This is a genomic window from Falsiroseomonas bella (assembly GCF_003173615.1).
Lineage (GTDB): Bacteria > Pseudomonadota > Alphaproteobacteria > Acetobacterales > Acetobacteraceae > Falsiroseomonas > Falsiroseomonas bella.
In genome coordinates this window covers 1,074,075-1,098,948 of the sequence record NZ_QGNA01000001.1, presented here as the reverse complement: position 1 = coordinate 1,098,948, position 24,874 = coordinate 1,074,075, and the positions used below count along the sequence as shown (strand labels likewise).

Genomic DNA, 24,874 nt, shown 5'->3' with positions numbered 1-24,874 from the left:
CGGACCTTCACCCCTCGGTAAGGTCTCCGTCCGGAAACTCCCGGCCCGGTTGCCGGCTTCCGCGGGGAGCGCTCCGAGGCCATGTCAGCAGGCGCCGCGCCCACCCCTCTTCCAGGCCGCCTGCCCGGCCCCGCTCCGGTCACGCGCCGCCTCCGCGCCCATCTCGTCGCCTTCGCGCTCGCCCTGCTCCTGCCCGCGCTCGCGGTCGGCGGCGTTGTCACCTGGCAGGCGGTCATGGCGTATCGCAGCGCCTTCGAGCGGCGGCTGGAGGACACGGCACGCGCGCTCGCCCTGGCGATGGACCGCGAGATCGGCAGTTTCGCGGCGACCATCAGCGGGCTCTCCACGGCACGGCTGCTCGACGCCGGCGCGTCCGAGGCCGATCTGCAGGAATTCCGCGCCCGCGCGAGCGAACTGGCTGCGGCACTCGGCAGCTACGTGACGGTGGTGGGCCCGCCGCCCGACTATCAGACGCAGCTCCACACGCTGATCCCACGGGGCGCCCCGCTGCCCGCCGGCCTCCGGCTGCCGGCCGCGGACGCGCCCTTGCCGCGCGTCTTCGCCACAGGGCGCCCGGCGATCGGGGGCGTCGCACGCGGGCGGGCGGTGGATCGTCACACGGCCTTCCTCTTCGTCCCGGTGATCCGCGGCGGCAGGGTGATCCGCGCCATCGGCATCGCGCTCGACCCGTCCCGCTTCGCCCGTCTGCTGCAGGCGCAGAGCCAGTCAGGCGGCGCCATCGCCGCGATCGTGGATTCCCGCGGCAACATCGCCGCGCGATCCCGCGACCATGAGCGCTTCGTCGGCATGCCCGCCGCGCCCTGGTACGTGCTGGGCGTCCGGGACCGCAGGATCGGACTGCTCCACGGCATGAGCCTGGACGGGGAGGGCCTGGTGCTCGGCTTCGCGGAGCTCGGCACGGCACCCGGCTGGACCGTCGCCGTGGCCGAGCCTCGCTCCGCCTATGTGGCCAGCTGGCAGCGGCCCCTGCAGGCGCTGGCACTCGGCGGCGGCGTCGTGCTGGCGCTCGGTCTTGCCCTGGCGCTATGGCTCGGCAGCCGCCTGATCCGGCCATTGCGCGCGCTCGCTGCCGATGCCGAAGCCGTGGCGCAGAGCGGGGAGGGCGATACCGCGCCCGACCTCTCCGCACCCCCCTCCACCGTGACCGAGTTCGAGGCGCTGCGCCGCGGCTTCGTCGCCGCCGACGCCGCGCTCCGCCAGCGCGCCGACGCCGCGCGGCACGGCGAGGAACGCCTGCGCCTCGCCGTGGAGGGAACCGGCATGGCGACCTGGGAGATGGATGCGGCGACCGGCCGCCTCACCTGGTCGCGCCATCATTTCCTCATGCTCGGCCAGGACCCGGACAGGCCGGAAGAAGCGAGCCTCGCGATGTGGCGCGCCCGCGTCCATCCGGACGACCTCGCGCGGGTCGAGGCGGAATGGGCGCGCGCGGAGCGCGAGGGCGGCCGCTTCCATGTCAGCTACCGCATCCGCCGCGCCGACGACGGCGAGATCCGCTGGATGGAGACTTACGGCCGCGCCATCCGCGACCGCGTAGGCCCGGGGCGCTTCGTCGGCGTGATGTTCGACGTGACCGAACGCAAGCTCGCGGAGGAACGCCAGCAGCTGCTGATGCGCGAGGTGGACCACCGCGCCAAGAACGCGCTCGCCGTCGTGCAGTCCGTCGTGCGGCTGACCCGCGCCGAGGACCCGGTCGCCTATGCCGCCTCGGTCGAGGGGCGGGTGCGCGCGCTGGCCCGCGCGCATGACCTGCTGGCACGCGACCTCTGGCGCGGCGCCGGCCTGCGCGAGATCGCGGCCGAGGAACTTGCCGCCTATCTCGAGGCCGGGCGGGCCGGGATCGCCGGACCGCCGGTGCGCCTGGCGGCGGAAGCGGCGCAACCGGTCTCGATGGTGCTGCACGAACTTGCGACGAATGCGGCGAAGCACGGCGCCCTCTCCCGTCCCGAGGGGCGGATCGCGCTGTCCTGGGAGCTCGACCCGACCGACGGCGCGCTCCGCCTGCGCTGGGAGGAGCAGGGCGGGCCGGCGGTGCCCGGGCCGCCGCGGCGCCGGGGCTTCGGCTCCAGGCTGGTCGAGGCGACGATCGGCGCGCAGCTGGGCGGGAAGGCCGCCTTCGCCTGGGACCCGGCCGGGCTGCGCTGCGACCTGACCATCCCGGCCGGCAGCCTCGCTCCCCCGACGCGCAGCGCCGGGGCCGAGCCGCCGCCGGCGCCGGCGGCCGAGCGCGCCGCGACGCAGGGCGGCCTGCACGGACTGCGGGTGCTGGTGGCGGAGGACGAGGCGCTGATCGCGACGGACATCGCCGACACGCTGCGGAGCCTGGGCTGCGAGGTGATCGGCCCGGCCGGCACCCTCGAGGAGGCCATGCGCCTCGCGGACAGCGCGGGCCGGCTCGACGCGGCGCTGCTGGACGTGAACCTGCACGGCCAGCCGAGCTTCCCGGCCGCGACCGCGCTTGCCCGGCGCGGCGTGCCGGTGGTGTTCGCAACCGGCTACAGCGCGCTGCCGGAGGGCAGCGGCGGCTTCGGCGCGACGGTGCTGCGCAAGCCGGTGGCGCCTGCGGAGCTGGCGGCGGCGCTGCGTGCCGCCGTGGGCACGGCCGCCGCATAGCGCGTTCCGCGCGCGGGCCCAGGCCTTGTGCATCCGCCGCGGTTGCACGCTAGGCTGTTTCGAACTCGCAGCATCGGGACCGCCCGTCATGTGCATCGCCTGCTCCCCCTTCGGCGCCGCCTTCGCGCGCGCCGCACCGTCGCGGCGGGCGGTGCTCGGGGGAACCGCGCGGCTCGCGGCCGGCGCCGGCGCGGTGGGCTTCGGCAGCCTGTTCCGCTGCGCGGCGGCGCAGGCACCGGCCGTCGCCGGCACGGGCCCCGCCGAGCTGATCTTCGCCGGCGGCCCGATCCTGACCATGAACGACGCGGCGCCGACGGCGGAGGCGGTCGCCGTGCGCGGCGGCCGCATCCTCGCGGTCGGCAGCCGCGCGCAGGTGGAGGCAACGCGCGGGCCGGGGACGCGCATGGTGAACCTCGAAGGCCGCACGATGCTGCCCGGCTTCGTGGATCCACACGGGCATGTGGTCATGGTCGGGCTGCAGGCGGTCGGCGCGAACCTGCTCGCCGCGCCGGATGGCGAGGCCAACGACATCCCCGCGTTGATCCGCATCCTGCGCGAGTGGGCGCAGCGCAACGAGGCCGCGGTCAGGCGCTACGGCCTGATCTTCGGCTTCGGCTACGACGACAGCCAGCTGAAGGAGCGGCGCCACCCGACGCGCGAGGAGCTGGACCAGGTCTCGACCGAGGTGCCGGTGCTGATCATCCACACCTCCTCCCACCTCGCCGCCGCGAATTCGAAGGCGCTCGAGAAGGTGGGCATCACCGCCGCGACGCCCGACCCGACCGGCGGCGTCTTCCGCCGCCGCGACGGCTCGCGCGAGCCGAACGGCGTGATGGAGGAGAACGCCATGATCGCCGCCGCCGGCCCGCTGCTCGGCGCGCTCGACGAGCCGGCCTGGCTGTCCATGATCCGCGCGGGATCGGAGTTCTACGCCTCCTTCGGCTACACCACCTGCCAGGAGGGCCGCGCCATGGGCCCGACGCTCGCGAACCTGGCGAAGGCCGCCGATCGCGGCCTGCTCGCGGTGGACGTCGTCGCCTATCCCGACATCCTCGGTGCCGCCGACCAGCTCGGCGGCGCGCTGCATGGGCGGAGCTACCGCAACCGGCTGCGCGTCGGCGGCGCGAAGATCTCGCTGGACGGCTCGCCGCAGGGCAAGACGGCCTGGCTCTCGCGCCCCTACCACGTCATCCCCGAGGGGCTGCCGCCGGATTATCGCGGGCTGCAGACCGCCCCGACGGAGGCCACCATCGCGGCCTTCTCGCGCTGCTACGAACGCGGCTGGCAGATCATGGCGCACGCCAATGGCGACGCCGCGATCGACCTCATGATCGCCGCCGCGCGCGAGGCGACGCGGCGGCACGGCCCGGGCGACCGGCGGCCGGTGCTGATCCACGGCCAGACGCTGCGCGAGGACCAGGTGGACCAGCTGCGCGAACTCGGCATCTTCCCCGCGCTGTTCCCGATGCACACCTTCTACTGGGGCGACTGGCACCGCGATTCCGTGCTGGGACCGGAGCGGGCGGAGAACATCTCGCCGACCGGATGGCTGATGAGCCGCGGGATGATGTTCACCTCGCACCACGACGCGCCGGTGGCGCGGCCGGATTCCATGCGCGTGCTGTCCGCCACGGTCACGCGGCGATCGCGCAGCGGCGACATCATCGGCCCGCGCCATCGCGTGCCGGTCGCCACCGCCCTGAAGGCGATGACGATCTGGGCCGCGCACCAGCATTTCGAGGAAGCGGCCAAGGGCTCGATCGAAGTCGGGAAGCTCGCCGACTTCGTGATCCTGTCGGGCAACCCGATGACCGTGGACCCGGAGAGGCTCGCCGATCTGAAGGTGACGCAGACGATCAAGGAAGGGACGAGCGTCCACCGCGCCTGACGCTGCCGGCCAGCGCGACGCCCCGACTGGACAGCGGCGGCGCAGCCTCAACGCCATGTCGGCAACCGCCCCGGTGCCCACAACTCCGCGTGTGCAACGCGCGGAGTGGCGGACGGCAGGCTCCCCCGACCGTCCGACGGCGTTAGGCTCGCCAGGATGCAGCAGACGCACGAAGGCGGCCTTCCGCCGCAGCGGCAGCCGGGGCCGGCGGCGCGCGCCGCCGCGCAGGCGGCGGAGGATGCCGGGCGCGCCTATTGGCGCAGGCCCAGGACACTCGACGAAACCCTGCCGGAGCTCTCCGCCGACTCGCTCGGCGATGCCGAGTTCCGGCTGCTTGCCGACAACATCCCGACCCTGTGCTGGATCGCGCGCGGCGACGGCTACATCGTCTGGTACAACAGGCGCTGGCACGAATACTGCGGCACCACGCCGGACGCGATGGAAGGCTGGGGCTGGCAGAGCGTGCATGATCCCGCCGAACTGCCGCGTGTGCTTGCCCGCTGGATGGAGGCCATCGCCACCGGCGAACCCTTCGAGCTGGTCTTTCCGCTGCGCGGCGCGGATGGCCGCTTCCGGCCCTTCCTCACCCGCATCGTGCCGCTGCGCGACGCGACGGGGCGCGTCGTGCGGTGGTTCGGCAAGAACTCCGAGATCTCGGAGCAGGTCCGCACCGAGGCCGCGCTGCGCGATGCGGAGGCGCGCTACCGCGTGCTGACCGATGCGATGCCGCAGATGGTGTGGTCCGCGCTGCCGGACGGCTTCCACGACTACTACAACGCGCAGTGGTACGCCTTCACCGGCGTGCCGACGGGAAGCACCGACGGATCGGCATGGAGCGGCATGTTCCATCCCGACGACCAGGAGCGCGCACGAGAACGCTGGCGCCACAGCCTCGAGACCGGCGAACCCTACGAGATCGAGTACCGGCTGCGCCACCGCAGCGGCGAATACCGCTGGACACTCGGCCGTGCGCTGCCCGTGCACGACCGGCAGGGCCGGATCCTGCGCTGGATCGGCACCTGCACGGATATCGACCACGCCAAGCGCGTGGCCGAGCAGAACGAGGTGCTGAGCCGCGAGCTCAGCCACCGCATCAAGAACATCTTCGCCGTGATCAACGGGCTGATCCGGCTGTCCGCCCGGCGCGAGCCCGGCGCGCGGGACTTCGCCCGCGACCTCGCCACGCGGGTCGCGGCGCTCGGCCGGGCGCACGACTTCGCCCGCCCGCACAGCGAGGAATCCCGGCCCGCGATCGGCCAGACCACGCTGCACGGCATGCTGCGGGAGCTGTTCCTGCCCTATCCCGCCTTCCACGAAGGGCGCGTCGCGATCACCGGCGACGACGTGCCGGCCGACGACCACGGCGCCACCACCATCGCGCTGCTGTTCCACGAGCTTTCGACCAACGCGGCCAAATACGGCGCCCTGTCGGCGGAGGAGGGCCGCGTCAGCATCGAGAGCCGGCTCGGCCAGACGGAGGACAGCCTCACGATACGCTGGCAGGAGAGCGGCGGCCCGCCGGTGGAGGGCGAGCCCGAACGCACCGGCTTCGGAACGGTGCTCGCGGCCATGAGCGTCGAGCAGCAGCACGGCGGCACGATCCGGCGCCGCTGGCTGCGCGAAGGGCTGGAGGTGGAGATCCTGCTCCGCCCGTCCCGCTTGGTGCGGCCGGGCGCTACGGGCTGAAGGGCAGCACGGCGGCCGGCGGCGGCGGTGCCAGGCCACGCCGCCGCTGCGCCACATATTCGACCGCCGCGGCCACCTTGTCCTCGTCCACCGGCTTGCCCAGCACGCCGAGGGTGCCCGGCACGCCGCGACCGAGACGGCGCGGATTGGCGGTGATGAACAGCACCGCCACGCCGAACTCGGCGGCAAGCCGGGCGCCGACCACCGCGCCGGTTTCGCCGTCGCGCAGGTTGAGGTCCACCAGGGCGATGGCCGGACGGCGCGCGGCCAGGGCGAGCGCCGTCTCGGCATCCTGGGCGATGCCCACGGGCTCGTAGCCGAGGTCCTCGAGCGTGGCCTCGAGGCTTGCCGCCACCAGGATCTCGTCTTCCACGATCAATACTGTCCGGGGCATGCGACCGTCCCGCCCTTCACGCGCATAACCCCCGGAAATCGCTTGCCCGGGCTCCAAGTTCCGCATTGCGGCATCATCGTGGCAAGGCGTGATGCCGCGGCCACACCCAGGGCCGCCTCCGCCCCATTGCGCCGGCGGCCGGCGGGCCGATCTTGTGGCCACCACATCGGAGCCCCCCGTGAGCGCCCTTGCCCTGATCGCCCTGTTCGCCGCGGCCCTGCTGTTCGGCGGCATGGCCTTCTTCGCCGCGCTGGTCGCGCCGGTGGTCTTCCGCGCCCTGCCGCCCGAGCCTGCCGGCCGGTTCCTGCGCAGCCTCTTCCCCCGCTACTATGTCTGGGTGGCCGCCTGCGCCGGGGCTGCCGCCGTTGCGCTCTTCCCCCTCTCCAAGCCGGATTCCGGCATCATGGCGGTGATCGCGGGCGTCGCCGTCTGGCTGCGCCAGGTGCTGATGCCGCGGATCAACGCCCTCTCGGACGCGGCCAAGGCCGGCGACGCGGCGGCGCAGCGCGCCTTCGACCGGGCGCACCGCCTCTCCGTCTGGGCCAACCTGCTGCAGATGATCGGCGCGGCGACGGTGCTGGTGGGCTTCGTCCTGTAGGCGGCGGACCGCGCCCGAGGCGCAACGATGCCTATTCTCGCCTCCTCCGGGATGCATTAAGCCTCAGCCAGACGCGGGCAGGGGCCCGCGACAGCCCAATTCCGGGAGGAACCGATGAACCGCCGTGCCCTGATGGGCGCCGCCGCGACCGCTCCGGTCGCGCTCGCGACGCCCGCCCTCGCCCAGTCCCTGCCGGAGGTTCGCTGGCGCTGCCAGTCCGCCTTCCCGCGCGTGTTCGACATCCTCTACGGCACGCTGGAGCGCATCTCCGCCCGCGTCGCCCAGCTCACCGACGGCAAGTTCCGCATCCAGACCTTCCCCGCCGGGGAGGTGGTAGGCGCGCTCCAGATCGTGGACGCGCTGCAGCAGGGCTCGCTGGAGTGCGGCCATACCGCCTCCTACTACTACATCGGCAAGGACACGGCCTTCGCCCCCTTCACGGCCTATCCCTTCGGCCTGAACACCCGCCAGCTCACCTCCTGGTTCCGCCTGGGCGGCGGCAACGACCTGGCGAACGAGCACTTCGCCGACTACAACATCGTCGCCCGGACCGCGGGCGACACCGGCGCGCAGATGGGCGGCTGGTTCCGCAACGAGATCACCTCGCTCGAGCAGCTGCGCGGCCTGAAGTTCCGCATCCCCGGCATCCCGGGCCAGCTCTTCACCCGCCTCGGCGCCGTGCCGACGCTGATCGCCCCGGCCGACATCTATCCCTCGCTCGAGCGCGGCGTGATCGACGCGGTCGAGTTCGTCGGCCCGCATGACGACGAGCGCGCCAACTACGTGCGCGTCGCCCGCTTCTACTACGCGCCGGGCTTCTGGGAGCCGGGCGCGCGGCTGCACTTCATGATGAACCAGCGCGCCTGGGCGGCGCTGCCCGACAGCTACAAGGCGGCGATCGACGTCGCCTGCGCCGAGGCCGACACCGAGATGGTCGCGCGCTACGACGCGGCGAACCCGCCGGCCCTGCGCCGCCTGATCGCCGCCGGCGCGCAGCTCCGCTTCTGGCCGCGCCCGATCATGGAGGCCGCCTGGCGCGCGAACGAGGAGGTCACGGCCGACCTGATGCAGCAGAATCCGAAGCTCAGGAAGATCATGGAAAGCTACCTCCGCTTCCGCACCGAGCAGTTCCAGTGGTTCCGCGTGGCGGAGAACAGCTTCGACAACTTCGCCTTCAGCGCCGCCCAGACGGTGCGCTGAGCGGGCGCGCAGCGCCGGCCCCGCCGCGCCCCATCCGGGCGCGGCGGGGCTTTTCTTTTGTTCACCCGCCGGCCGATTGGCCGCGCACCGCCCCGGACGCTATGAAGCGCCGTCCCCGGAGCCCTGCCCGTCATGGATGCCAGCGCGATCCTCTCCGCCCTGCTGATGGGCATCGTGGAGGGACTCACCGAGTTCCTGCCCATCTCCTCGACCGGCCACCTGATCCTGCTCGGCGAGCTGATCGGCTTCGAGGGGCCGGCCAGCAACACCTTCAAGATCGCCATCCAGCTCGGCGCCATCCTCGCGGTCGTCGTGGTGTTCTGGCCGACGCTGATGCAGCTGCTCCTCAAGGCCTGGCGGCCCGGGCCGGAGCGCTTCTACGCCATCAACATCGTGCTCGCCTTCCTGCCGGCGATGGTGATCGGCGCCACCTTCTACCGCGTCATCAGCGACGCGCTGTTCAATCCCTATGTGGTCTGCGCCGCGCTGATCCTCGGCGGCGTCGCGATCATCGCGATCGAGCGCTGGCGGCCGAACCCGACCATCCGCTCGGTGGCGGAGATCGGGCCACTGGCGGCGCTGCTGATCGGCTTCGGCCAGGCGCTGGCGATGATCCCGGGCACCTCGCGCTCCGGCGCCACGATCATCACGGCGCTGCTGGTCGGCGTGGACCGGCGGACCGCGGCCGAGTTCTCCTTCATGCTCGCGATCCCGACGATGTTCGCCGCCACCGTCTACGCCCTCTACAAGGCGCGCGCCGACCTCGACATGAGCGGGCTGGCGCAGATCGGCGTCGGCTTCGTGACGTCCTTCGTGGTCGCGCTGCTGGTCGTGCGCTGGCTGATGGGCGTGATCGCGCGCATCGGCTTCACCCCTTTCGGCTGGTACCGCATCGCGCTTGGCACGGTCATGCTGGCGGTTCTGCTGGCGCGCTGATGGTTGCGATATTGAAGCGTCGCCGCATGCGATGCTAGCAGGGGCTTGAGCGGCCGGGCGCGCGGCCCGGCGCGTCCGGAGTCGCGATGCCCCGCAGCCGCCCGCCCGAGGCGAGGTTCGCCCGCCTGCGCCCCGTCGTCTGGGCGGCCGCGCGGGCGCTGGCCCGCGTGCCCTGGGCGCTGCACGGGCTGCTCGCCTTCACCCTCGGCCTCGCCATGTATTTCCTCGGCGTGCTGATGGTGTTCCCGCGCTATCTGCTGGGCCTCGACGCCTGGCTGCTGCCCGTCTCGGAATGGCTGGTCTGGTACAGCGGCGTTCCGCTCGTGGCCGGCCTGGCGCTGATCGCCGGCGACCTGCTGCTGCTGCTCGGCTCCCGCAGGCGGGGCGAGGCGGTGCGCTGGGACGCGCTCGAGGATCCCCGGGTCACCGTTGCGCTCACCGCCTACAACGACGAGCTCAGCATCGGCGACGCCGTCCGCGACTTCCGCGCGCATCCGCGCGTGGCGCGCGTGATCGTCGTGAGCAACAACAGCCGCGATGCCACGATGGCCCGGGCGGCGGAAGCCGGCGCGATCGTCTTCGACGAGCCGCTCCAGGGCTATGGCCGCTGCGTGCATCGCTGCCTGTCGGAGGCGATCCTGCACGGCGACGCGGAGCTCGTCGTGCTGTGCGAAGGCGACGGCACCTTCCGCGCCTTCGACATCGACAAGCTGCTCGCCTATGCGCCGCATGCCGACATCGTCAACGGCACGCGCACGGTGGAGCGGCTGCGCCAGCCGCGGACCCAGCTGACGACCTTCATGTACTACGGCAATCTCTTCGTCGGGAAGCTGCTGGAAGCCAAGCATGTCGGCCGCGGCACCATCACCGACGTGGGCACCACGTACAAGCTCTGCCGCCGCGATGCGCTGCGCCGCCTGCTGCCGTCGCTGAACCCGGACATCAATCTCGAATTCAACGCCCACTTCCTCGACACCACGTTGGGCGCCGGCCTCACGCTGGTCGAATGCCCGATCACCTTCCATCCGCGCATCGGCGACAGCAAGGGCGGCAATGCGAGCGACCTGCGCGCGCTCAAGGTCGGGCTGCGCATGATGTCCGGCATCATCCTCGGCTGGCGGAAATCCGGCGCATGAGCGGCTACCACGATGTGCGCTTCGCCCCCGACCCGCGGCGGGAGGTGCTCTGGCGCACGCTCTGGCGCCACCATTTCGCCGCGCGGATCGGCGCCGCGGACTGCGTGCTCGACCTCGGCGCCGGCTATGGCAGCTTCATCAACCAGGTCGTCGCCCGGCGCCGCATCGCCGTGGACACTTGGGCCGAGCTGCCGCGCCACGTCGCGCCCGGCGTGGAGGCGGTGGTCGGCAGCGTCGCCGATCTCGGCTTCCTGCCCGACGGCGCCGTCGACTTCGCCTTCGCGAGCAACCTGTTCGAGCACCTGACGCAGGCCGACTTCGCCGCGACGCTCGCCGGGCTGCGCCGCGTGCTGTCGCCGCGCGGCACGCTGACCATCCTGCAGCCGAACTGGCGCCACGCCTCGCGCGAGTACTACGACGACTACACGCATGTGACGCCCTGGTCGCATGTCAGCCTGTGCGACTTCCTGGCCGCGCATGGCTTCGAACCCTTCGAGGTGCGCCCGCGCTTCCTGCCGCTGACGATCAAGTCGCGCCTGCCCGTGCATCCGCTGCTGATCCGTGCCTGGCTCGCCTCGCCGCTCAAGCCGGGCGGCAAGCAGATGCTGGTCGCCGCGCGCCCGCGCCGGAGCTGAGCGCCGCGCATGCGCAGCCCGGCCGCGACGGTGACGCGCATCGCGCTCGGCGTCGTCCTGCTCGCGCTGGCGTGGCGCGCGGCGGATGTGCTGCAGGCGGCGCTGTCGGCGGTCGGCTTCACGCTCAACCTCGACTATGGCGAGGGGATCGTGCTGCAGCAGGCGCTGCTGGTGACGGGCCCGCGCGCCTATGGCGACATCGCGCAGTATCCCTTCATCGTCTTCCACTACCCGCCCGGCTACCTGCTGGCCGTGCATGCGCTCGCGTCGCTCGGCCTCGACCTCGTCGGCGCGGCGCGCAGCCTTTCCATCGCGGCGACACTCGCCATGGCGACGGCGATCGGCGCCATCGTGCACACGGCGCTCGGCGGCGGGCGGGCGGGCCGGGCCGCCCTGTTCGGCGCGGCGGTCGGCGCGCTTGCCCTCTTCGCCTTCTCGCCGGTGCCGCACTGGATGCCGCTGGCGCGGGTGGACATGCTCGCCATCGCCTTCACCCTCTCGGGCCTCGCGCTGGCGATCCATGCCCCGGACAGGCCTTGGCTCACCCTGGGAGCGGCGCTGCTGTTCTCGCTGGCCGTCTACACGCGGCAGACCACGCTCGCCGCGCCGCTGGCGGCCACGCTGATGCTGCTGTTCGCCAGCCCGCGCGCCGCGCTGCGGCTTATCGCGGCCGGGCTCGCGATCTCGCTGCTGGCGCTCGCGGCCGCGATGCTGCTGACCGAAGGCGGCTTCCTGCGCCACCTCCTGCTCTACAACATCAATCGCTACGGCCAGCAGGGGCTGTGGATGACCTACCGCTTCGCGATCGGCCATGCCGTGCCGATCGGGATCGCGCTGGTCGCCGCGCTCGGCCTCGCCTGGACGCTTCTGCGGCCCGGCTGGCGCGCGCTGCGGCAGGCGCTGCGCACGCGTACGGAAACGCGCGCCACGACCGCCGTGCTGCTCTACCTCGCGATCTCGACGCCGCTTCTCGCCCTCGCGCTCAAATCCGGCTCCAGCGTGAACTACTTCCTGGAATGGATCTGCGGCTGCGCGATGGTCATCGGCATCCTCTCCGGCCGAGCGGCTGCCGCCCTGCGCGACGGCACCGCGCGCCGCGCCCCTGTGGCCGCCGCGGCCGTGCTGGCCGCGGGCCTGCTGGTGCTGCATCTCGCCCGCCTGCCGGATCCGCGGCATGGCGTGCTCTCCCATCCCGCCTACGCGCCGCGCTTCATGCACGCGCTGGTCGAGCTGGTCCGGTCGAGCCCGAAGCCCGTCCTCTCCGACGACATGGTGCTGCTGCTGCGCGCCGGGAAGGAAGTGCCGTGGGAGCCCGCGATCTTCGCCGAGCTCGCCAGCCTCGGCCGCTGGGACGAGGCGCGCCTGGTCGAGATGATCCGCGCCGGCCGCTTCGGCCTGGCCGTCACCATCGGCGATCGCGGCGACCTGATGTTCGACAGCCGCTACAACCCGCCGGTCGCGGCGGCGCTGGACGCGGCCTTTCCGCGCCGCATCAGGCACGCCTGGCTGGTGATCCGCCTGCCGGAGGGCAGCGACTGGACGCCGCCCCCCTGATCCGCAACCCGATCCGCCGCGTGGCGATCAGGCGGTAACCGCCACCTTGTAGTCCGCTTCCGTCTTGGCGCGGATCTCGGCCTCGGTGACGCCGCGGGCGCATTCCACCAGCGTCATCCCGCCATCGCCCTTCTTGTCGATGCTGAACACGCCGAGGTCGGTGATCACCATGTCCACCACGCGGCTGCCGGTCAGCGGCAGGTTGCAGGCCTTGAGCAGCTTCGGCTCGTCGCCGCGCGCGCAATGCTCCATCAGCACGATGACCTTCTTCACCCCGGCGACGAGGTCCATCGCGCCGCCCATCCCCTTCACCATCTTGCCGGGGATCATCCAGTTGGCGAGGTCGCCATTCTGCGCCACCTGCAGTGCGCCGAGGATGGACAGGTCGATATGCCCGCCGCGGATCATCCCGAAGCTCTGCGCGGAATCGAAGAAGGACGAGGTCGGCAGCTGCGTGATGGTCTGCTTGCCGGCGTTGATGAGGTCCGGATCCTCCTCGCCCTCGTACGGGAAGGGGCCAAGGCCGAGCATCCCGTTCTCGGATTGCAGCTGCACCGTCATGCCGGCGGGCACGTGGTTCGCCACCAGCGTCGGGATGCCGATGCCGAGATTGACGTAGAAGCCGTCCTGCAATTCGCGGGCGGCACGCGCCGCCATCTCGTCGCGGGTCCAAGGCATGGTCGCGTCCTCCTCAGATCGAGACGTTCGCCGGCCCGGCGGCGCCGGCGGGATGCTTGCGGACGGTGCGGCTCTCGATGCGCTTCTCGTAGTCGGCCGGGCAGAGCAGCAGGCGCTTCACGAAGACGCCGGGCGTGTGGATGTCGTCGGCGTCGATCTCGCCGGGGCGCACCAGGTGCTCCACCTGCGCGACCGTCACCTTCGCCGCCGTCGCCATGATCGGGTTGAAGTTCCGCGCCGTCTTCCGGTAGCGCAGATTCCCCTCATGGTCGCCCATATAGGCGTGGACGATGGCGAGGTCGGCGAAGAGCGTCTTCTCCATCACATAGGTCTCGCCGTCGAACACCGCGGTCGGCTTGCCTTCGGCGATCTGCGTGCCGACGCCGGTCTTGGTGTAGAAAGCCGGGATGCCGGCGCCGCCGGAGCGGATGCGCTCCGCCAGCGTGCCCTGCGGGTTGAACTCGATCTCCAGCTCGCCGGCGAGGTACTGCTTCGCGAAGGTCGCGTTCTCGCCGACATAGCTGCTGATCATCTTCCGGATCTGCCGCGTGTCGAGCAGGATGCCGAGGCCGACGCCGTCGATGCCGGCATTGTTCGAGATGACCGTCAGGTCCTTCGCGCCGCTCTCGCGGATCGCCTCGATCAGCAGGCTCGGCACGCCGCAGAGGCCGAAGCCGCCGGACATGATGGTCATTCCGTCCCTGAGCAGCCCGGCGAGGGCATCGCGGGCGTCCTTGTGGACCTTGCGCATGGCGTGCGGCCGTCCCTGTGCGGTTGCTGCGCCGCACCCTATTGGGCGGCGGGCGGGGTTGGAAGGGGTCGCGCCCACCGGATTCGATGCGCCGCCCACCCTTGCGCGGGTGGGGGGCGGCGGCTATACGGCGCGCCTCCCAAGACTTGCGGGGCCATAGCTCAGTTGGGAGAGCGCTTGAATGGCATTCAAGAGGTCAGGGGTTCGACTCCCCTTGGCTCCACCAGTTCCGGCCGCCGGCCCCGGGTGATCGGGGCCGGCGGTTTCGTTTTGTGGGCGCGCGGCCGACGCTAAGGCGCGGCCTTCACCGCGTCATTCCTGGCATTCTCCGCCGCGCGGTAGATCGCCGCCGCCGGCACCGCCCAGCCGCCCGCCTCGTTGTTCAGCGCCATCGAGCCCACGCCGGCCACCACCCACTGCCCGGTCGAAAGCCGCACCAGCAGCGGCCCGCCGCTCGATCCGCTCGTCGCGGCGCACGAATGGCGCAGCATCACGCGGCCCGTGTCGTCGCGGCCATAGCCCAGCACGCGGCACGAAAGATCCGCCACCAGCAGAGTCGGCCGGTCCGCCTGGTAGCCGCCGAGCGCCAGCTCGGTCCCCGGCCGCGCGAAGAGCGGCACGACAGGCAGCAGAAGGTCCGGCGGCGCGGGCGGCACCGCCGCGTCCAGCAGCAGCATCGCCCAGTCGGAATCCGGCGGCACGCCCGGCGCCGGGCGCGGCCCCGGCAGGGCACGGAAGCCCGGACCGACGACATAGGACGCGACCCGCACGGCCCGCGGCCGCCCGGCCGGCGCGTGCTCTTGCAGGAACTGCGCCTGGCCGGGCTGCACCAGCCGCGCCGTGCGCGGATCCAGCAGGCAATGCGCCGCGGTCAGCACGATGCGCGGCCCGATCAGCGCGCCGGTGCAGCGCGCACCCGCCTGCGTCGCCACCGCGCCCAGGGAACGCCAGGGCGCGACCTGCGTGTCCACCGCCTGGCGAACCTCCGTCGCGCCGAGCCCCGGCAGCGACGCCGCGGTGAGCAACGGATCGTCCGCGCAGCCCGCGAGCAGCGCCAGCGCGGCCAGCAGCCCGGCCCAGCGGCGGGGCCGCGGCATGATCAGGCGCGCGCGGCGGCCAGCGCCGCGCCGGGCTCCACCCGCCCATCGTAAAGCGCACGGCCCAGGATCGCGCCGGCGATCCCGGCCTGCGCCGCGCGCAGCGCGACGATGTCCTCCACCCCCGCGACGCCGCCCGAGGCGATCACGGGAATGGCCGTGGCCCGCGCCAGCGCCGCGGTCTGGGCCACGTTCACACCCGCCAGCATGCCATCGCGCGCGATGTCGGTGTAGATGATCGCCGCCGCGCCGGCATCGGCGTAGCGCAGCGCCAGATCGGTCGCCGTGACGCCGCTGGTCTCGGCCCAGCCCTCTGTCGCGACGAAGCCGTCCCGCGCATCGAGGCCGAGCGCCACCTGTCCGGGAAAGGCCTTGCAGGCCGCGCGGGCAAAATCCGGGTCCTTCACCGCGGCCGAGCCCAGGATGATCCGCGCCACGCCGGCCGAAAGCCACGCTTCCGCGGTCTGCATGTCGCGGATGCCGCCGCCAAGCTGCACCGGCAGTCCCGGCACGGCGCCGAGGATGCCGCGCACCGCCCCGGCATTGGCAGGACGCCCGGCAAAGGCCCCATCAAGGTCAACCACATGCACCCATGAAAAACCCTGCGCGGCGAAGGCGGCGGCCTGGGCGGCGGGGTCCTCGGCATAGACCGTCGCCTGGTCCATCTCGCCGCGCTTCAGCCGCACGACCTTGCCGCCCTTCAGGTCTATGGCGGGATAGAGGGTGAAGGACATGTCAGTTCGGGCCGATCAGCGTCCCGGTCGCGCGGCCGCGACCCGGCTCCAGCAGCTTGTAGTAGTGATGCCCCGCAACGGTGCGGCCATCCACCCGCGCATAGGCCGGATGCGTGCCCCAGCGGACATAGCCGAGCGATTCGAACAGTGCGATGGCGCCCGCCTGCGTCTCCCGCACGTCGAGATTCAGCACGCGGAAGCCCATCGCCGCCGCGTGCTCCTCCACCCGCGCCACCAAGCGCCGCGCCAGGCCGAAGCCGCGCGCATAGGGGGCGATGTAGGCATGGGTGAGCTGCGCGGCGAAGGCCTGCGCTTCGTTGTTGCGCGGCGGGCGCACGAGCTGGGCGGAGCCCACCACCACGCCATCCAGCCGCGCGAGGAACAGCGTGCGGTCCGGCACCAGCAGCACGCCGCGGAAGTGCCGCGCCAGCGCGGCGCGGTCCTGCGATCCGATCCAGCCGAAGCCGCCGCCCTCGATGATGGCGGCATTCGTCGCCTCGCACAGATCCTCGAGGTCGTGGGGATCGAGGCTGGTGGCGATCTCCACCGCCATGCTGTGCGCCACGGCGCGCCCGGCCTGGCTCATGGGCGCCAAGCCAGGAAGTTCGAGAGGATGCGCAGGCCCACCTGGCCCGACTTCTCGGCGTGGAACTGCGTGCCGGCGAGGTTGTCGCGCCCGACCATCGCCGCGACCGGCCCGCCATAGTCGGTGGAGGCAAGCAGCTCGGCCGCGCTGCCGCCCGAAAGCGCATAGGAATGCACGAAATAGGCGTGGCCGCCCTCCGCCACGCCCGCCAGCAGCGGATGCGCGGGCGCGGCCCGGTGCAGCGCGTTCCAGCCCATCTGGGGCAGCGGCAGCTCGGCACCGTCGGCAGCGTGCGGGTCCATCGGCGCGATCTCGCCGGCGATCCAGGCGAGCCCCGGCGTCTCGCCATGCTCCAGGCCGCGCCCGGCCATCAGCTGCATGCCCACGCAGATGCCGAGAAAGGGCTTTCCTTCGTCGATCACCGCCTCCGTCAGCGCCTCCACCATGCCGGGCAGGGCGTCGAGGCCGCGGCGGCAGGCGGCGAAGGCGCCCTGGCCGGGCAGGATGATGCGGTCCGCGTCGCGGACATCCTGCGCCTCCGTCGTGACGCGGATCTCCACCGCGACGCCGTCCTCGCGCGCGACACGTTCCAAGGCCCGGCGCACGGAGGCGAGATTGCCGGAGCCGGGGTCCACCACGGCAAGCTTCACGGCGCCGCCTTCACGAGATCGGGCCGCTGCGCCGCCAGGCGGAACCATGCGAGGTCCATGTCCGGCGCCGCGACCACCGCGAGCTCCGGCATGCCGCGCCGGGCGAGCCGCGCACGCTGCCGGTCGCGCCCCTCGAACCCGGCGATGACATGCAGCGCGAGCACCGCCGCCGCCGCATAGGGATCGGGCAGCAGCACCATGGCGGCGACGGTCAGCGCCAGCATCACGCCCGCCTCGATCCACAGGCGCTGCGCCAGGAACCAGAGGAAGCCGAACAGGAAGGGATAGAGGGAGAAGCCGTCGCGCAGGAGCACCGGCGGAGGCCCCTTTGGCTGCGGCCAGCCCTCCGGCCCTTCGACCTTCCGCGGCGGTTCGCCATGCACGGTGTAGAGGCGCACCCTCACCCTTCCAGCATGCCCTTGGTGGAGGGGATGACGCCGCCGGCGCGCGGGTCGGCCTCCATGGCCATCCGCAGCGCACGCGCCACCGCCTTGAAGCAGGCCTCCGCCACATGGTGGGCGTTGCTGCCCGCCTTCAAGGTCACATGCAGGGTGATGCCCGCATTGAAGGCGAAGGCGCGGAAGAACTCCTCGACCAGCTCCGTGTCGAAGCTGCCGATCTTCGGCCGGGCGAAGGGCACCGACCAGGCCAGGAAGGGCCGGCCGGAGATGTCGATCGCGGCCTCGGCCAGCGCCTCGTCCATCGGCAGGATGCAATGGCCGAAGCGCCGTATGCCGCGCTTGTCGCCCAGCGCCTGGCGCACCGCCTGGCCCAGCACGATGCCGACATCCTCGGTGGTGTGATGGTCGTCGATGTGCAGGTCGCCCTTGGCCGCCACCGTCAGGTCCAGCAGGGCGTGGCGCGCCAGCGCGGTGAGCATGTGGTCGAGGAAGCCGACGCCGGTCGCCACCTCCGCCCGGCCGGTGCCGTCGAGGTCGAGCGCCAGGCGGATGTCGGTTTCCGAGGTTGCGCGCAGGATCTCCGCGCGGCGCGGCGCGGCGCCCTTCCCGTCCTGGTTGCGGCTGGCCGTCATGGCGGCGGTTTACGCCGGGTGGCCCGGCTTGGCGAGGGGTCCGCGCGGGCGGCGCGGCATTGCCGCACGAGACCCGCCCGGCAGAGGAGCGCCCCGGGCGCGGGCCGCCGCGTGCCTGTCGGATTCCTTGCCGGTTGGCAGCCCGCCGGCAACCGGTCCGACGCGACGGGGGCGGCGGATGCGGCTGGAATCGAAGGCATCCCGCCGGTCCGATACCGCAACCGGATCGCTTGCGCAGTCTGCAAGTCGGGCGGCGAGGCATTGGGATGGCCGTGGCTGTCGGAATTCTTGACACACCGGAACGCAGCCGTCGGTGCCGGCGAACTCAATCGTTCCGGATCAGAGCATTAGATTTGCGGCACGAGGTTTGCCTGCCCTTTGCGCGACGACTGCTCGGCCTGGTTGTAGGCGACTCCGATTGAATCGATCACGGGTCGTTTACTTTCGCGCCGCGCAATGACATGAATGGCGTGACGCGGTGTGCCGGGAGGCCCGCCTCGCTGGATGGAGACTTCGATGGCTCGCCCGATCCTTGCCGCGGCCCTGGTCGCTGGCGCTGTTGCGGTCACCCTGCCGGCGCAGGCCTCGCCGATCGTGCACGACACCATCGCCGAATTCGCCGCGATCACCTTGGTCCAGGGTCCGCGCGGCACGTCGCTCACCGTGGCGCCGAGCCGCTCGATCATCAGCAACATGTTCGACAACAACCTGACGTCGATCCTCTCGCTCGGCCGCGGCGGCAGCATCGACCTCCTCATCTCCCCGCCGACAGGCCGCTTCATTTCCGCCGGCCAGACGATCGAGCTGACCGGCGGCACCGCCGGCTTCCCCGAGAGCGCCAACGTCTTCCTCGGCAACAACGGGACCGGGTGGGTGCAGGTCGGCACGATGCGCAACGGCCATCTCCCGAACACTGCCGGTTGGTCGGGCGTCAATGGCGCCATCATCTCGACGGCCTATGTGAACGGCGGCGCCCCGGCCGGTACGAACCCGACCTTCAACTTCACGGTCGTCAGCGGCACCTACAACTCCATCCGCCTGGTGGATGTGCCGCAGGTGCCGCCCGGCGGCGTGGTGCTCGACACCTATGACGGCTTCGACATCGCCGAGTTCGAGGTGACCTCGGACCTGATCCCGGTCACCACCGTGCCGGAGCCGATGGCGCTGGCGCTGTTTGGCCTCGGGCTGGCGGCGCTCTCGGCCGTGCGGCGACGCTCGGCCGGCACGCCGGGATGCGGCATCCGGCCGCATTCCTGAAAACGGGGCCTTCCTTACCGACCCATCGGTAGTCCCGTCCCGGCAGGCACCTGTCGGGACAGCTTACAGGTGCGGCTTCCCTTTCCTGGCAGGCCGCGCGCATCCCGATCGCCCAAGGCGCCTCATCGGGCCCTCACCCGCCGCCAAGATCAACTTCCGATTGCAGGACCGCACCGGCCTCGCTCTGCCCGGATGCCGGTGCTTCGAGGCTTTGTGAGCAAGCTGGTTCCACCGATGGCGCGCAGGATTGCGTCCCACTAATCGGACTTATCTCATTTTCCCACACAAGCCTCAGAGGCCTGAGTCTAGACTCACAGCAGGCGACAGGCGCTCGGCAGCGTATCTGTCGGAATTCTTTACAACTCGCAGCAGGTCCTCCTGCATCGATGGCGCCAAGAGCTTGTTGTGAAATAGAATTTGCCAACGGCACGTTGCTTGCTTAAGAGTTGCATCGAGAGCGTTCACGTTTGCCCCGCGCCTCCGGCCGGGGTTGGATTGGAGACAGGTATGCGTCTCGCGTCAGGGTTCGCCGTCTGTGCGTTCGTCGTCTCCGCGACGGTGGCACAGGCCGCGACGATCACGAGGACGGCGGAATACCCGCTGACGGCGCTGCCGGGTCCGCCCGGCACGGATACGACCCTGTCGATCCAGAAGTTCTCGCCGAGCTGGGGCACCCTCCTCGCCGTCGAGGTGGAACTTGAAGGTACTTCCGGTGGCACCCTGCGCATCGCGCGCAACAACAACGGCCCGACCGGCTCGGTCACCTATACCTCGACGCTGGGCGCCAATTTCGCGCTGAGCTTCGACACCACCTCGCTGCCCGTCCTCAGCGTGGACACGCCGGTGTCCGTGACCGTGCCGAGGGGCACCAACCGCACCTCCGACCCCGTGAGCAGCACCGGCACCGTCTCGGACACCTATGTCGCTCCGGCGATCCTCGCCTTCTTCACGGGGCCGGGGAACGTGATCTTCAACCTCAGCATCGATCGGGACAACGGACTGATCAGCCCGACGAGCACCGTTACGAATGGCACCTACACGCCCGGGCGCTTCAACGAGGCCGGTGCCCTGCTGACGGTCCGCTACGACGTCGACCGTTCCACCGCGGTCCCGGAGCCGCTGACGCTCTCCCTGTTCGGCATGGGCCTGATCGGCCTCGGCCTGGTCCGCCGGGTGTCCCGCCGCGGCTGAACGGCGAAGGCTGCCCCGCCATCGGGCGGGGCGGCGCACCGGCTTGCCGCCGGCCCGTCGCCGCGCCACATGCGCGGCATGAGTTCCTCCTCCCACGATCCCGCCGGCTGGCACGGCACAACCATCCTCTGCGTCCGCAAGGACGGGCGCGTCGCCATGGCCGGCGACGGCCAGGTCTCGCTCGGCCAGACCGTGGTGAAGGGCAATGCGCGCAAGGTGCGGCGCATCGCCAATGGCCGCGTCCTCGCCGGCTTCGCCGGGGCCACCGCCGACGCCTTCACCCTGCTCGAACGCCTGGAGGCGAAGCTTGAGCGCTTCCCCGACCAGCTCGAACGCGCCTGCGTCGAACTCGCCAAGGACTGGCGCACCGACCGCTACCTGCGCCGGCTGGAGGCGCTGCTCGCCGTCGCCGACGCCAAGCGCTCCCTGCTGCTCACCGGCCAGGGCGACGTGCTGGAGCCGGAGGATGCGGTGATCGGCATCGGCTCCGGCGGCAACTACGCGCTGGCCGCGGCCCGCGCGCTGCTGCCGGTGGAGGGCTTGGCCGCCGAGGAGATCTGCCGCCGCGCCATGAAGATCGCCGGCGAGATCTGCGTCTACACCAACGGCAACATCATTCTCGAAAGCCTGGAAGCGTGAGCGAGTCGATCAACCTGAGCCCGCGCGAGATCGTCTCCGAGCTCGACCGCCACATCGTCGGACAGAACGAGGCCAAGCGCGCCGTTGCCATCGCGCTGCGCAACCGCTGGCGCCGCCAGCAGCTGGCGCCCGGCCTTCGCGAGGAGGTGGTGCCGAAGAACATCCTGATGATCGGCCCGACCGGCTGCGGCAAGACCGAGATCGCCCGCCGCCTGGCGAAGCTCGCCAACGCGCCCTTCCTGAAGGTGGAGGCCACGAAGTTCACCGAGGTCGGCTATGTCGGCCGCGACGTGGAAAGCATCGTCCGCGACCTGGTGGAGGCCTCCATCACCCAGACCCGCGACATCGCGCGCAGGAACGTGCAGGCCAAGGCCGAACTCGCCGCGGAGGAACGCCTGGTCGGCGCGCTGGTGGGCGAGGGCGCCTCCGGCGACACGAAGATGAAGTTCCGCCGCATGCTGCGCGAAGGCCAGCTTGAAGGCCGCGAGGTCGAGGTTCAGGTGGCCGATGCCGGCGGCGGCATGCCGATCGGCATGATCGACCTGCCCGGCGCGCAGGGCATCCAGATGCAGAACATGCAGGAGATGCTCGGCAAGATGTTCGGCGGCCGCACCAAGCCGCGCAAGATGTCCGTCGCCGAGGCGCGCATCGCCCTGACCAAGGACGAGGCCGACAAGCTGCTCGACAACGAGCAGCTGACGCGCGAGGCGGTGGCGAACGCCGAGAACAACGGCATCGTCTTCATCGACGAGATCGACAAGGTCTGCGCCCGCACCAGCGAAGGCGGCGGCTTCCGCGGCGGCGACGTCAGCCGGGAGGGCGTGCAGCGCGACCTGCTGCCCCTGATCGAGGGCACGACCGTCACCACCAAGCACGGGCCGGTGAAGACGGACCACATCCTCTTCATCGCCTCCGGCGCCTTCCACATGGCCAAGCCCAGCGACCTTCTGCCGGAACTGCAGGGCCGCCTGCCGATCCGCGTGGAGCTGAAGGCCCTGACGCAGGAGGATTTCCGGCGCATCCTGACCGAGCCGGAGCATTCCCTCACCAGCCAGTATGTCGCGCTGATGGGGACGGAGGGCGTGACGCTCGACATCACCCCCGATGCCGTGGATGCGCTGGCCGAGCTCGCCGCCGAGATCAACGCCACCGTCGAGAACATCGGCGCCCGCCGCCTGGCAACCGTGATGGAACGCCTGCTGGACGAGATTTCGTTCACTGCCAGCGACCGCGGCGGGGAGACGATCACGGTGGACGGCGCGATGGTCCGCAACCGCGTGGCACCGCTAGCCGCCAGCGCGGATCTGAGCCGGTTCATTTTGTGACGGACCGTCCTTCAGCAAAGGTGGGAATTATCCCATTGCATGTGGGAAAGATCCCACGTTATAACTGCTGTTGACACGGCAGGAGTCGGCCCGCTAGGCCGAAAACATGCATGGCGAGCGTGAGGCTGCGATCGGTCGGCAACTCGGTGGGCGTGGTGTTCCCGAAGGAATTGCTGGCCAAGTACAACCTGTCCGAGGGCGACACCGTCCAGGTGGTCGAAACGCCCGACGGTTTCCTCCTCACGCCGGTCTCGCCCGACGTGGAGGAACAGCTGCGCCTCGGCCGCGAGCTCATGAAGACCTACCGGGAGACTTTTGCCGCCCTGGCGAAGTGATCCCATGAGCACGCCGCGCTGGCTGGCGAAGGAGGCCCTGCTCCTTCTCCACCGCGAGAGCCTGCGCCAGTTCGGCGGCGCCGACGGCCTGCGGGACGACGGTTTGCTGGACAGCGCGCTGGCCCGCCCGCTCAACCGCTTCGCCTACGACGCGGAGACGGACCTCTGCCGCCTTGCCGCCGCCTACGCCAAGGGCATCGCGCAGAACCACCCCTTCGTGGACGGCAACAAGCGCGCGGCCTTCGCCGCGGCCGGTGTCTTCCTGATGCTCAACGGTCTGGTGCTGACCGCGCCGCCGGCCATGGCGACCGTCGCCATGCTCGACCTCGCCGCCGGCGCCATGACCGAGGAGGAATTCGCCGACTGGCTCCGCCACCACGCTGCGGCCAGGGGGTGAACTCCCGGCCCGCCGTTTCGATATAGGCCGCATGTCCACCGCCATCGCCCTCGCCGAGGGCAACACCCTGCCCGCTTCCGCGCTCGCCGACCTCCGCCGCGCCGTCGCGCAGCTCGAGGATCTCTCCTACGCCGCGCGCCTCTCCCAGCTCGTCGGCAAGCCGGTGGAGGCGCTGAAGAACCGGCTGCCCGGCCCGGTACAGGGCATGGTGGACGGCGCCGTGCGCCGCGCCCTCTCCGCCGCGATGGAGGCCGCGCTGCGCAGCGACCCCGCGCGCACGCCGCTGCCGGTCGAATCCTCCTGGTTCCACCGCGGCATGGCCGCCGCCTCCGGCGCCGCGGGCGGCGCGCTCGGCCTGCCGGGAACGCTGGTCGAGCTGCCCGTCTCCACCACGCTTCTCCTCCGCCAGATCGCCGCCATCGCGGCCGAGAACGGCGAGGACCTGAAACGGCCGGAGATCGCGGCCGAATGCCTCAAGGTCTTCGCCCTCGGCGGCCGCGACCCGCGCGACGACGCGGCCGAGAGCGGCTACTTCGCCGTCCGCATCGCGCTGGCCGAGGCGCTGAAGACCGTCGCCGGCAAGGGCGTCGCGGGGCTGATGCTGCCGGGCTTCCTCGGCACCATCGCGGCGCGCTTCGGCGGCCCCGTCGCGCTGAAGCTGTCCGCGCAGGCGGCGCCGATCATCGGCGCCGCGGCGGGTGCGGCGGTGAACCTCGCCTTCCTCGAGCATTTCCGGGGCGTGGGGCAGGGACACTTCACGGTGCGCCGTCTGGAACGGACCTATGGTGCGGAGCCGGTGAAGCTCGCTTACGAGGCCATCCAGGAAACCAGGGACGCGCGCTTCAACGCATAGGGGCGAGGCTCCGCCTCGCGCTCCGCCGGGGACGCTGAGCGTCCCCGGACCCCTGCATTCTCAGGCACGGCGCGTCAGGCGCGCCCACAGCATCAGCGCGGCGTCGTAGGGCAGCGCCGGGATCTCCCGCAGGCGCCAGCGCCAGCGTGCCAGGCTCGCGCGCGCAGCGGGGCCGGGCGGCGGCGGCACGGGCCGCGCCGGCACGCCGGCAAGCCGGAACAGCAGCAGCGTCCGCGGCAGGTGGTAGCGGTGCGTCGCCACGAAGACCGGACCCGGCACGCCCCGCAGCAGCCGCACGCAGGCCAGCACGGAAGACAGCGTGTCCGTCCCGGTCGGCTCCTGGGTGATCCGGTCCGCCGCCACGCCCGCCTCCCGCAGCAGCCGCGCCATCACGGCGCTTTCCGCCGGCGGATGGCGGCCGACGCCGCCGGTTGGCATGTAGCGCGGCGGCAGGGGCCGCGCCTCGCCCCACGCATGCGCAGCCGCGACGCGATCGGCCAGGGCCTGGCTCGGCACCCCGCCGGGCAGCACCGCGGCGCCCATGATCACCACGGTCGGCACACCCGCCCCGGCCGCGCCGCGCGCCACGCGCGAAGGCTCCCGTCTCGCCATGCGGCACTCTGAACCCGTTGAGGGCGCGTGACGATCCATGGAATTTAAGATAGAATAATTACAGATAATTCCGCC

26 protein-coding genes and 1 tRNA gene are annotated in these 24,874 nt (G+C 71.7%); 17 read left to right on the top strand and 10 right to left on the bottom strand.

Translation table 11 applies throughout. The features are described from left to right. The first annotated feature begins 81 nt into the window (after positions 1–81). The 3 genes from DFH01_RS05165 (at position 82) to DFH01_RS05155 (ending at position 6,208) form a co-directional block, all read left to right on the top strand. Complete coding sequence (locus DFH01_RS05165) at positions 82–2,634, top strand: HWE histidine kinase domain-containing protein (RefSeq protein WP_109869280.1); 2,553 nt, start codon at positions 82–84, stop codon at positions 2,632–2,634. Positions 2,635–2,722: 88 nt separating this feature from the next. Continuing rightward, a complete protein-coding gene (locus tag DFH01_RS05160) occupies positions 2,723–4,522 on the top strand; it encodes an amidohydrolase (RefSeq protein ID WP_199231132.1) in 1,800 nt (599 codons plus the stop codon). A gap of 156 nt (positions 4,523–4,678) precedes the next feature. Further along, on the top strand, positions 4,679–6,208 hold the full coding sequence (locus tag DFH01_RS05155) for a PAS domain-containing HWE histidine kinase family protein (protein ID WP_109869279.1): 1,530 nt from the start codon (positions 4,679–4,681) through the stop codon (positions 6,206–6,208). Here DFH01_RS05155 and DFH01_RS05150 read toward each other — a convergent pair. Continuing rightward, entirely contained in the window at positions 6,198–6,668 is a 471-nt protein-coding gene (locus DFH01_RS05150; protein WP_109869278.1) for a response regulator, read from the bottom strand. The two genes, DFH01_RS05155 and DFH01_RS05150, sit on opposite strands and share 11 nt — an antisense overlap. Before the next feature lie 112 nt (positions 6,669–6,780). On the opposite strand from DFH01_RS05150, the gene DFH01_RS05145 reads away from it, so the two are divergent. The 6 genes from DFH01_RS05145 to DFH01_RS05120 all read left to right on the top strand — a co-directional run bounded on the left by DFH01_RS05145 (position 6,781) and on the right by DFH01_RS05120 (position 12,661). Continuing rightward, entirely contained in the window at positions 6,781–7,200 is a 420-nt protein-coding gene (locus DFH01_RS05145; RefSeq protein ID WP_158287618.1) for a DUF4149 domain-containing protein, read from the top strand. Between the two features lie 114 nt (positions 7,201–7,314). Beyond that, positions 7,315–8,400 (top strand): TRAP transporter substrate-binding protein, encoded by a 1,086-nt coding sequence (locus DFH01_RS05140; RefSeq protein WP_109869276.1) that lies wholly within the window; start codon positions 7,315–7,317, stop codon positions 8,398–8,400. 132 nt (positions 8,401–8,532) lie between these two features. Then, positions 8,533–9,336, top strand: a complete 804-nt coding sequence (locus DFH01_RS05135) for an undecaprenyl-diphosphate phosphatase (RefSeq protein WP_109869275.1) — start codon at positions 8,533–8,535, stop codon at positions 9,334–9,336. Positions 9,337–9,422: 86 nt separating this feature from the next. Further along, complete coding sequence (locus tag DFH01_RS05130) at positions 9,423–10,472, top strand: glycosyltransferase family 2 protein (protein WP_109869274.1); 1,050 nt, start codon at positions 9,423–9,425, stop codon at positions 10,470–10,472. Beyond that, positions 10,469–11,107, top strand: a complete 639-nt coding sequence (locus tag DFH01_RS05125; RefSeq protein WP_109869273.1) for a class I SAM-dependent methyltransferase — start codon at positions 10,469–10,471, stop codon at positions 11,105–11,107. Before DFH01_RS05130 ends, DFH01_RS05125 begins: the two co-directional genes overlap by 4 nt. A gap of 9 nt (positions 11,108–11,116) precedes the next feature. Continuing rightward, positions 11,117–12,661 (top strand): hypothetical protein, encoded by a 1,545-nt coding sequence (locus DFH01_RS05120; RefSeq protein ID WP_109869272.1) that lies wholly within the window; start codon positions 11,117–11,119, stop codon positions 12,659–12,661. Positions 12,662–12,688: 27 nt separating this feature from the next. On the opposite strand, the gene DFH01_RS05115 is transcribed toward DFH01_RS05120, so the two are convergent. Then, complete coding sequence (locus DFH01_RS05115; protein ID WP_109869271.1) at positions 12,689–13,339, bottom strand: CoA transferase subunit B; 651 nt, start codon at positions 13,337–13,339, stop codon at positions 12,689–12,691. Positions 13,340–13,352: 13 nt separating this feature from the next. After that, the gene (locus DFH01_RS05110; RefSeq protein WP_109869270.1) at positions 13,353–14,090 is read right to left on the bottom strand and encodes a CoA transferase subunit A; all 738 of its coding nucleotides are present in this window, start codon (positions 14,088–14,090) and stop codon (positions 13,353–13,355) included. 150 nt (positions 14,091–14,240) lie between these two features. Between DFH01_RS05110 and DFH01_RS05105 the strand changes: the two genes are divergently transcribed. Beyond that, positions 14,241–14,316, top strand: a tRNA-Ala gene (locus tag DFH01_RS05105). A gap of 64 nt (positions 14,317–14,380) precedes the next feature. Here DFH01_RS05105 and DFH01_RS05100 read toward each other — a convergent pair. Genes DFH01_RS05100 through hisB form a run of 6 tightly spaced genes read right to left on the bottom strand, consistent with a single transcriptional unit; the run spans position 14,381 to position 18,190 of the window. Continuing rightward, positions 14,381–15,187, bottom strand: coding sequence for a trypsin-like serine peptidase (locus tag DFH01_RS05100; RefSeq protein ID WP_109869269.1), 807 nt, complete (start codon positions 15,185–15,187; stop codon positions 14,381–14,383). Positions 15,188–15,189: 2 nt separating this feature from the next. Continuing rightward, the gene (gene hisA / locus DFH01_RS05095) at positions 15,190–15,921 is read right to left on the bottom strand and encodes a 1-(5-phosphoribosyl)-5-[(5-phosphoribosylamino)methylideneamino]imidazole-4-carboxamide isomerase (RefSeq protein ID WP_109869268.1); all 732 of its coding nucleotides are present in this window, start codon (positions 15,919–15,921) and stop codon (positions 15,190–15,192) included. Position 15,922: 1 nt separating this feature from the next. Continuing rightward, on the bottom strand, positions 15,923–16,507 hold the full coding sequence (locus tag DFH01_RS05090) for a GNAT family N-acetyltransferase (protein ID WP_109869267.1): 585 nt from the start codon (positions 16,505–16,507) through the stop codon (positions 15,923–15,925). Further along, the gene (hisH, locus tag DFH01_RS05085; protein ID WP_199231130.1) at positions 16,504–17,157 is read right to left on the bottom strand and encodes an imidazole glycerol phosphate synthase subunit HisH; all 654 of its coding nucleotides are present in this window, start codon (positions 17,155–17,157) and stop codon (positions 16,504–16,506) included. Before hisH ends, DFH01_RS05090 begins: the two co-directional genes overlap by 4 nt. Beyond that, positions 17,154–17,561: a DUF2628 domain-containing protein gene (locus DFH01_RS28070; protein WP_158287617.1), complete on the bottom strand. Its 408-nt coding sequence runs from the start codon at positions 17,559–17,561 to the stop codon at positions 17,154–17,156. Before DFH01_RS28070 ends, hisH begins: the two co-directional genes overlap by 4 nt. Further along, positions 17,558–18,190, bottom strand: coding sequence for an imidazoleglycerol-phosphate dehydratase HisB (gene hisB / locus DFH01_RS05075; RefSeq protein WP_109869265.1), 633 nt, complete (start codon positions 18,188–18,190; stop codon positions 17,558–17,560). The genes DFH01_RS28070 and hisB overlap by 4 nt, the downstream gene beginning before the upstream one ends. Before the next feature lie 516 nt (positions 18,191–18,706). On the opposite strand from hisB, the gene DFH01_RS05070 reads away from it, so the two are divergent. The 7 genes from DFH01_RS05070 (at position 18,707) to DFH01_RS05040 (ending at position 24,187) form a co-directional block, all read left to right on the top strand. Continuing rightward, positions 18,707–19,447: a PEP-CTERM sorting domain-containing protein gene (locus tag DFH01_RS05070; protein ID WP_158287616.1), complete on the top strand. Its 741-nt coding sequence runs from the start codon at positions 18,707–18,709 to the stop codon at positions 19,445–19,447. A 507-nt stretch (positions 19,448–19,954) separates the two neighbouring features. Continuing rightward, positions 19,955–20,638, top strand: coding sequence for a PEP-CTERM sorting domain-containing protein (locus DFH01_RS05065; protein WP_109869936.1), 684 nt, complete (start codon positions 19,955–19,957; stop codon positions 20,636–20,638). A gap of 69 nt (positions 20,639–20,707) precedes the next feature. After that, a complete protein-coding gene (gene hslV, locus DFH01_RS05060; protein ID WP_109869263.1) occupies positions 20,708–21,277 on the top strand; it encodes an ATP-dependent protease subunit HslV in 570 nt (189 codons plus the stop codon). Continuing rightward, positions 21,274–22,602 carry an ATP-dependent protease ATPase subunit HslU gene (gene hslU, locus DFH01_RS05055; RefSeq protein WP_109869262.1) on the top strand — a complete coding sequence of 443 codons (1,329 nt, stop codon included), beginning with the start codon at positions 21,274–21,276 and terminating at the stop codon, positions 22,600–22,602. The genes hslV and hslU overlap by 4 nt, the downstream gene beginning before the upstream one ends. Before the next feature lie 119 nt (positions 22,603–22,721). Beyond that, positions 22,722–22,937, top strand: coding sequence for an AbrB/MazE/SpoVT family DNA-binding domain-containing protein (locus DFH01_RS05050; protein ID WP_199231129.1), 216 nt, complete (start codon positions 22,722–22,724; stop codon positions 22,935–22,937). A gap of 4 nt (positions 22,938–22,941) precedes the next feature. After that, the gene (locus DFH01_RS05045; protein ID WP_109869260.1) at positions 22,942–23,334 is read left to right on the top strand and encodes a type II toxin-antitoxin system death-on-curing family toxin; all 393 of its coding nucleotides are present in this window, start codon (positions 22,942–22,944) and stop codon (positions 23,332–23,334) included. A 31-nt stretch (positions 23,335–23,365) separates the two neighbouring features. Continuing rightward, positions 23,366–24,187, top strand: coding sequence for an EcsC family protein (locus DFH01_RS05040; RefSeq protein WP_109869259.1), 822 nt, complete (start codon positions 23,366–23,368; stop codon positions 24,185–24,187). A 60-nt stretch (positions 24,188–24,247) separates the two neighbouring features. Here DFH01_RS05040 and DFH01_RS05035 read toward each other — a convergent pair whose 3' ends face one another. Then, entirely contained in the window at positions 24,248–24,799 is a 552-nt protein-coding gene (locus DFH01_RS05035) for a YdcF family protein (protein ID WP_109869258.1), read from the bottom strand. Between the last annotated feature and the right edge of the window lie 75 nt (positions 24,800–24,874).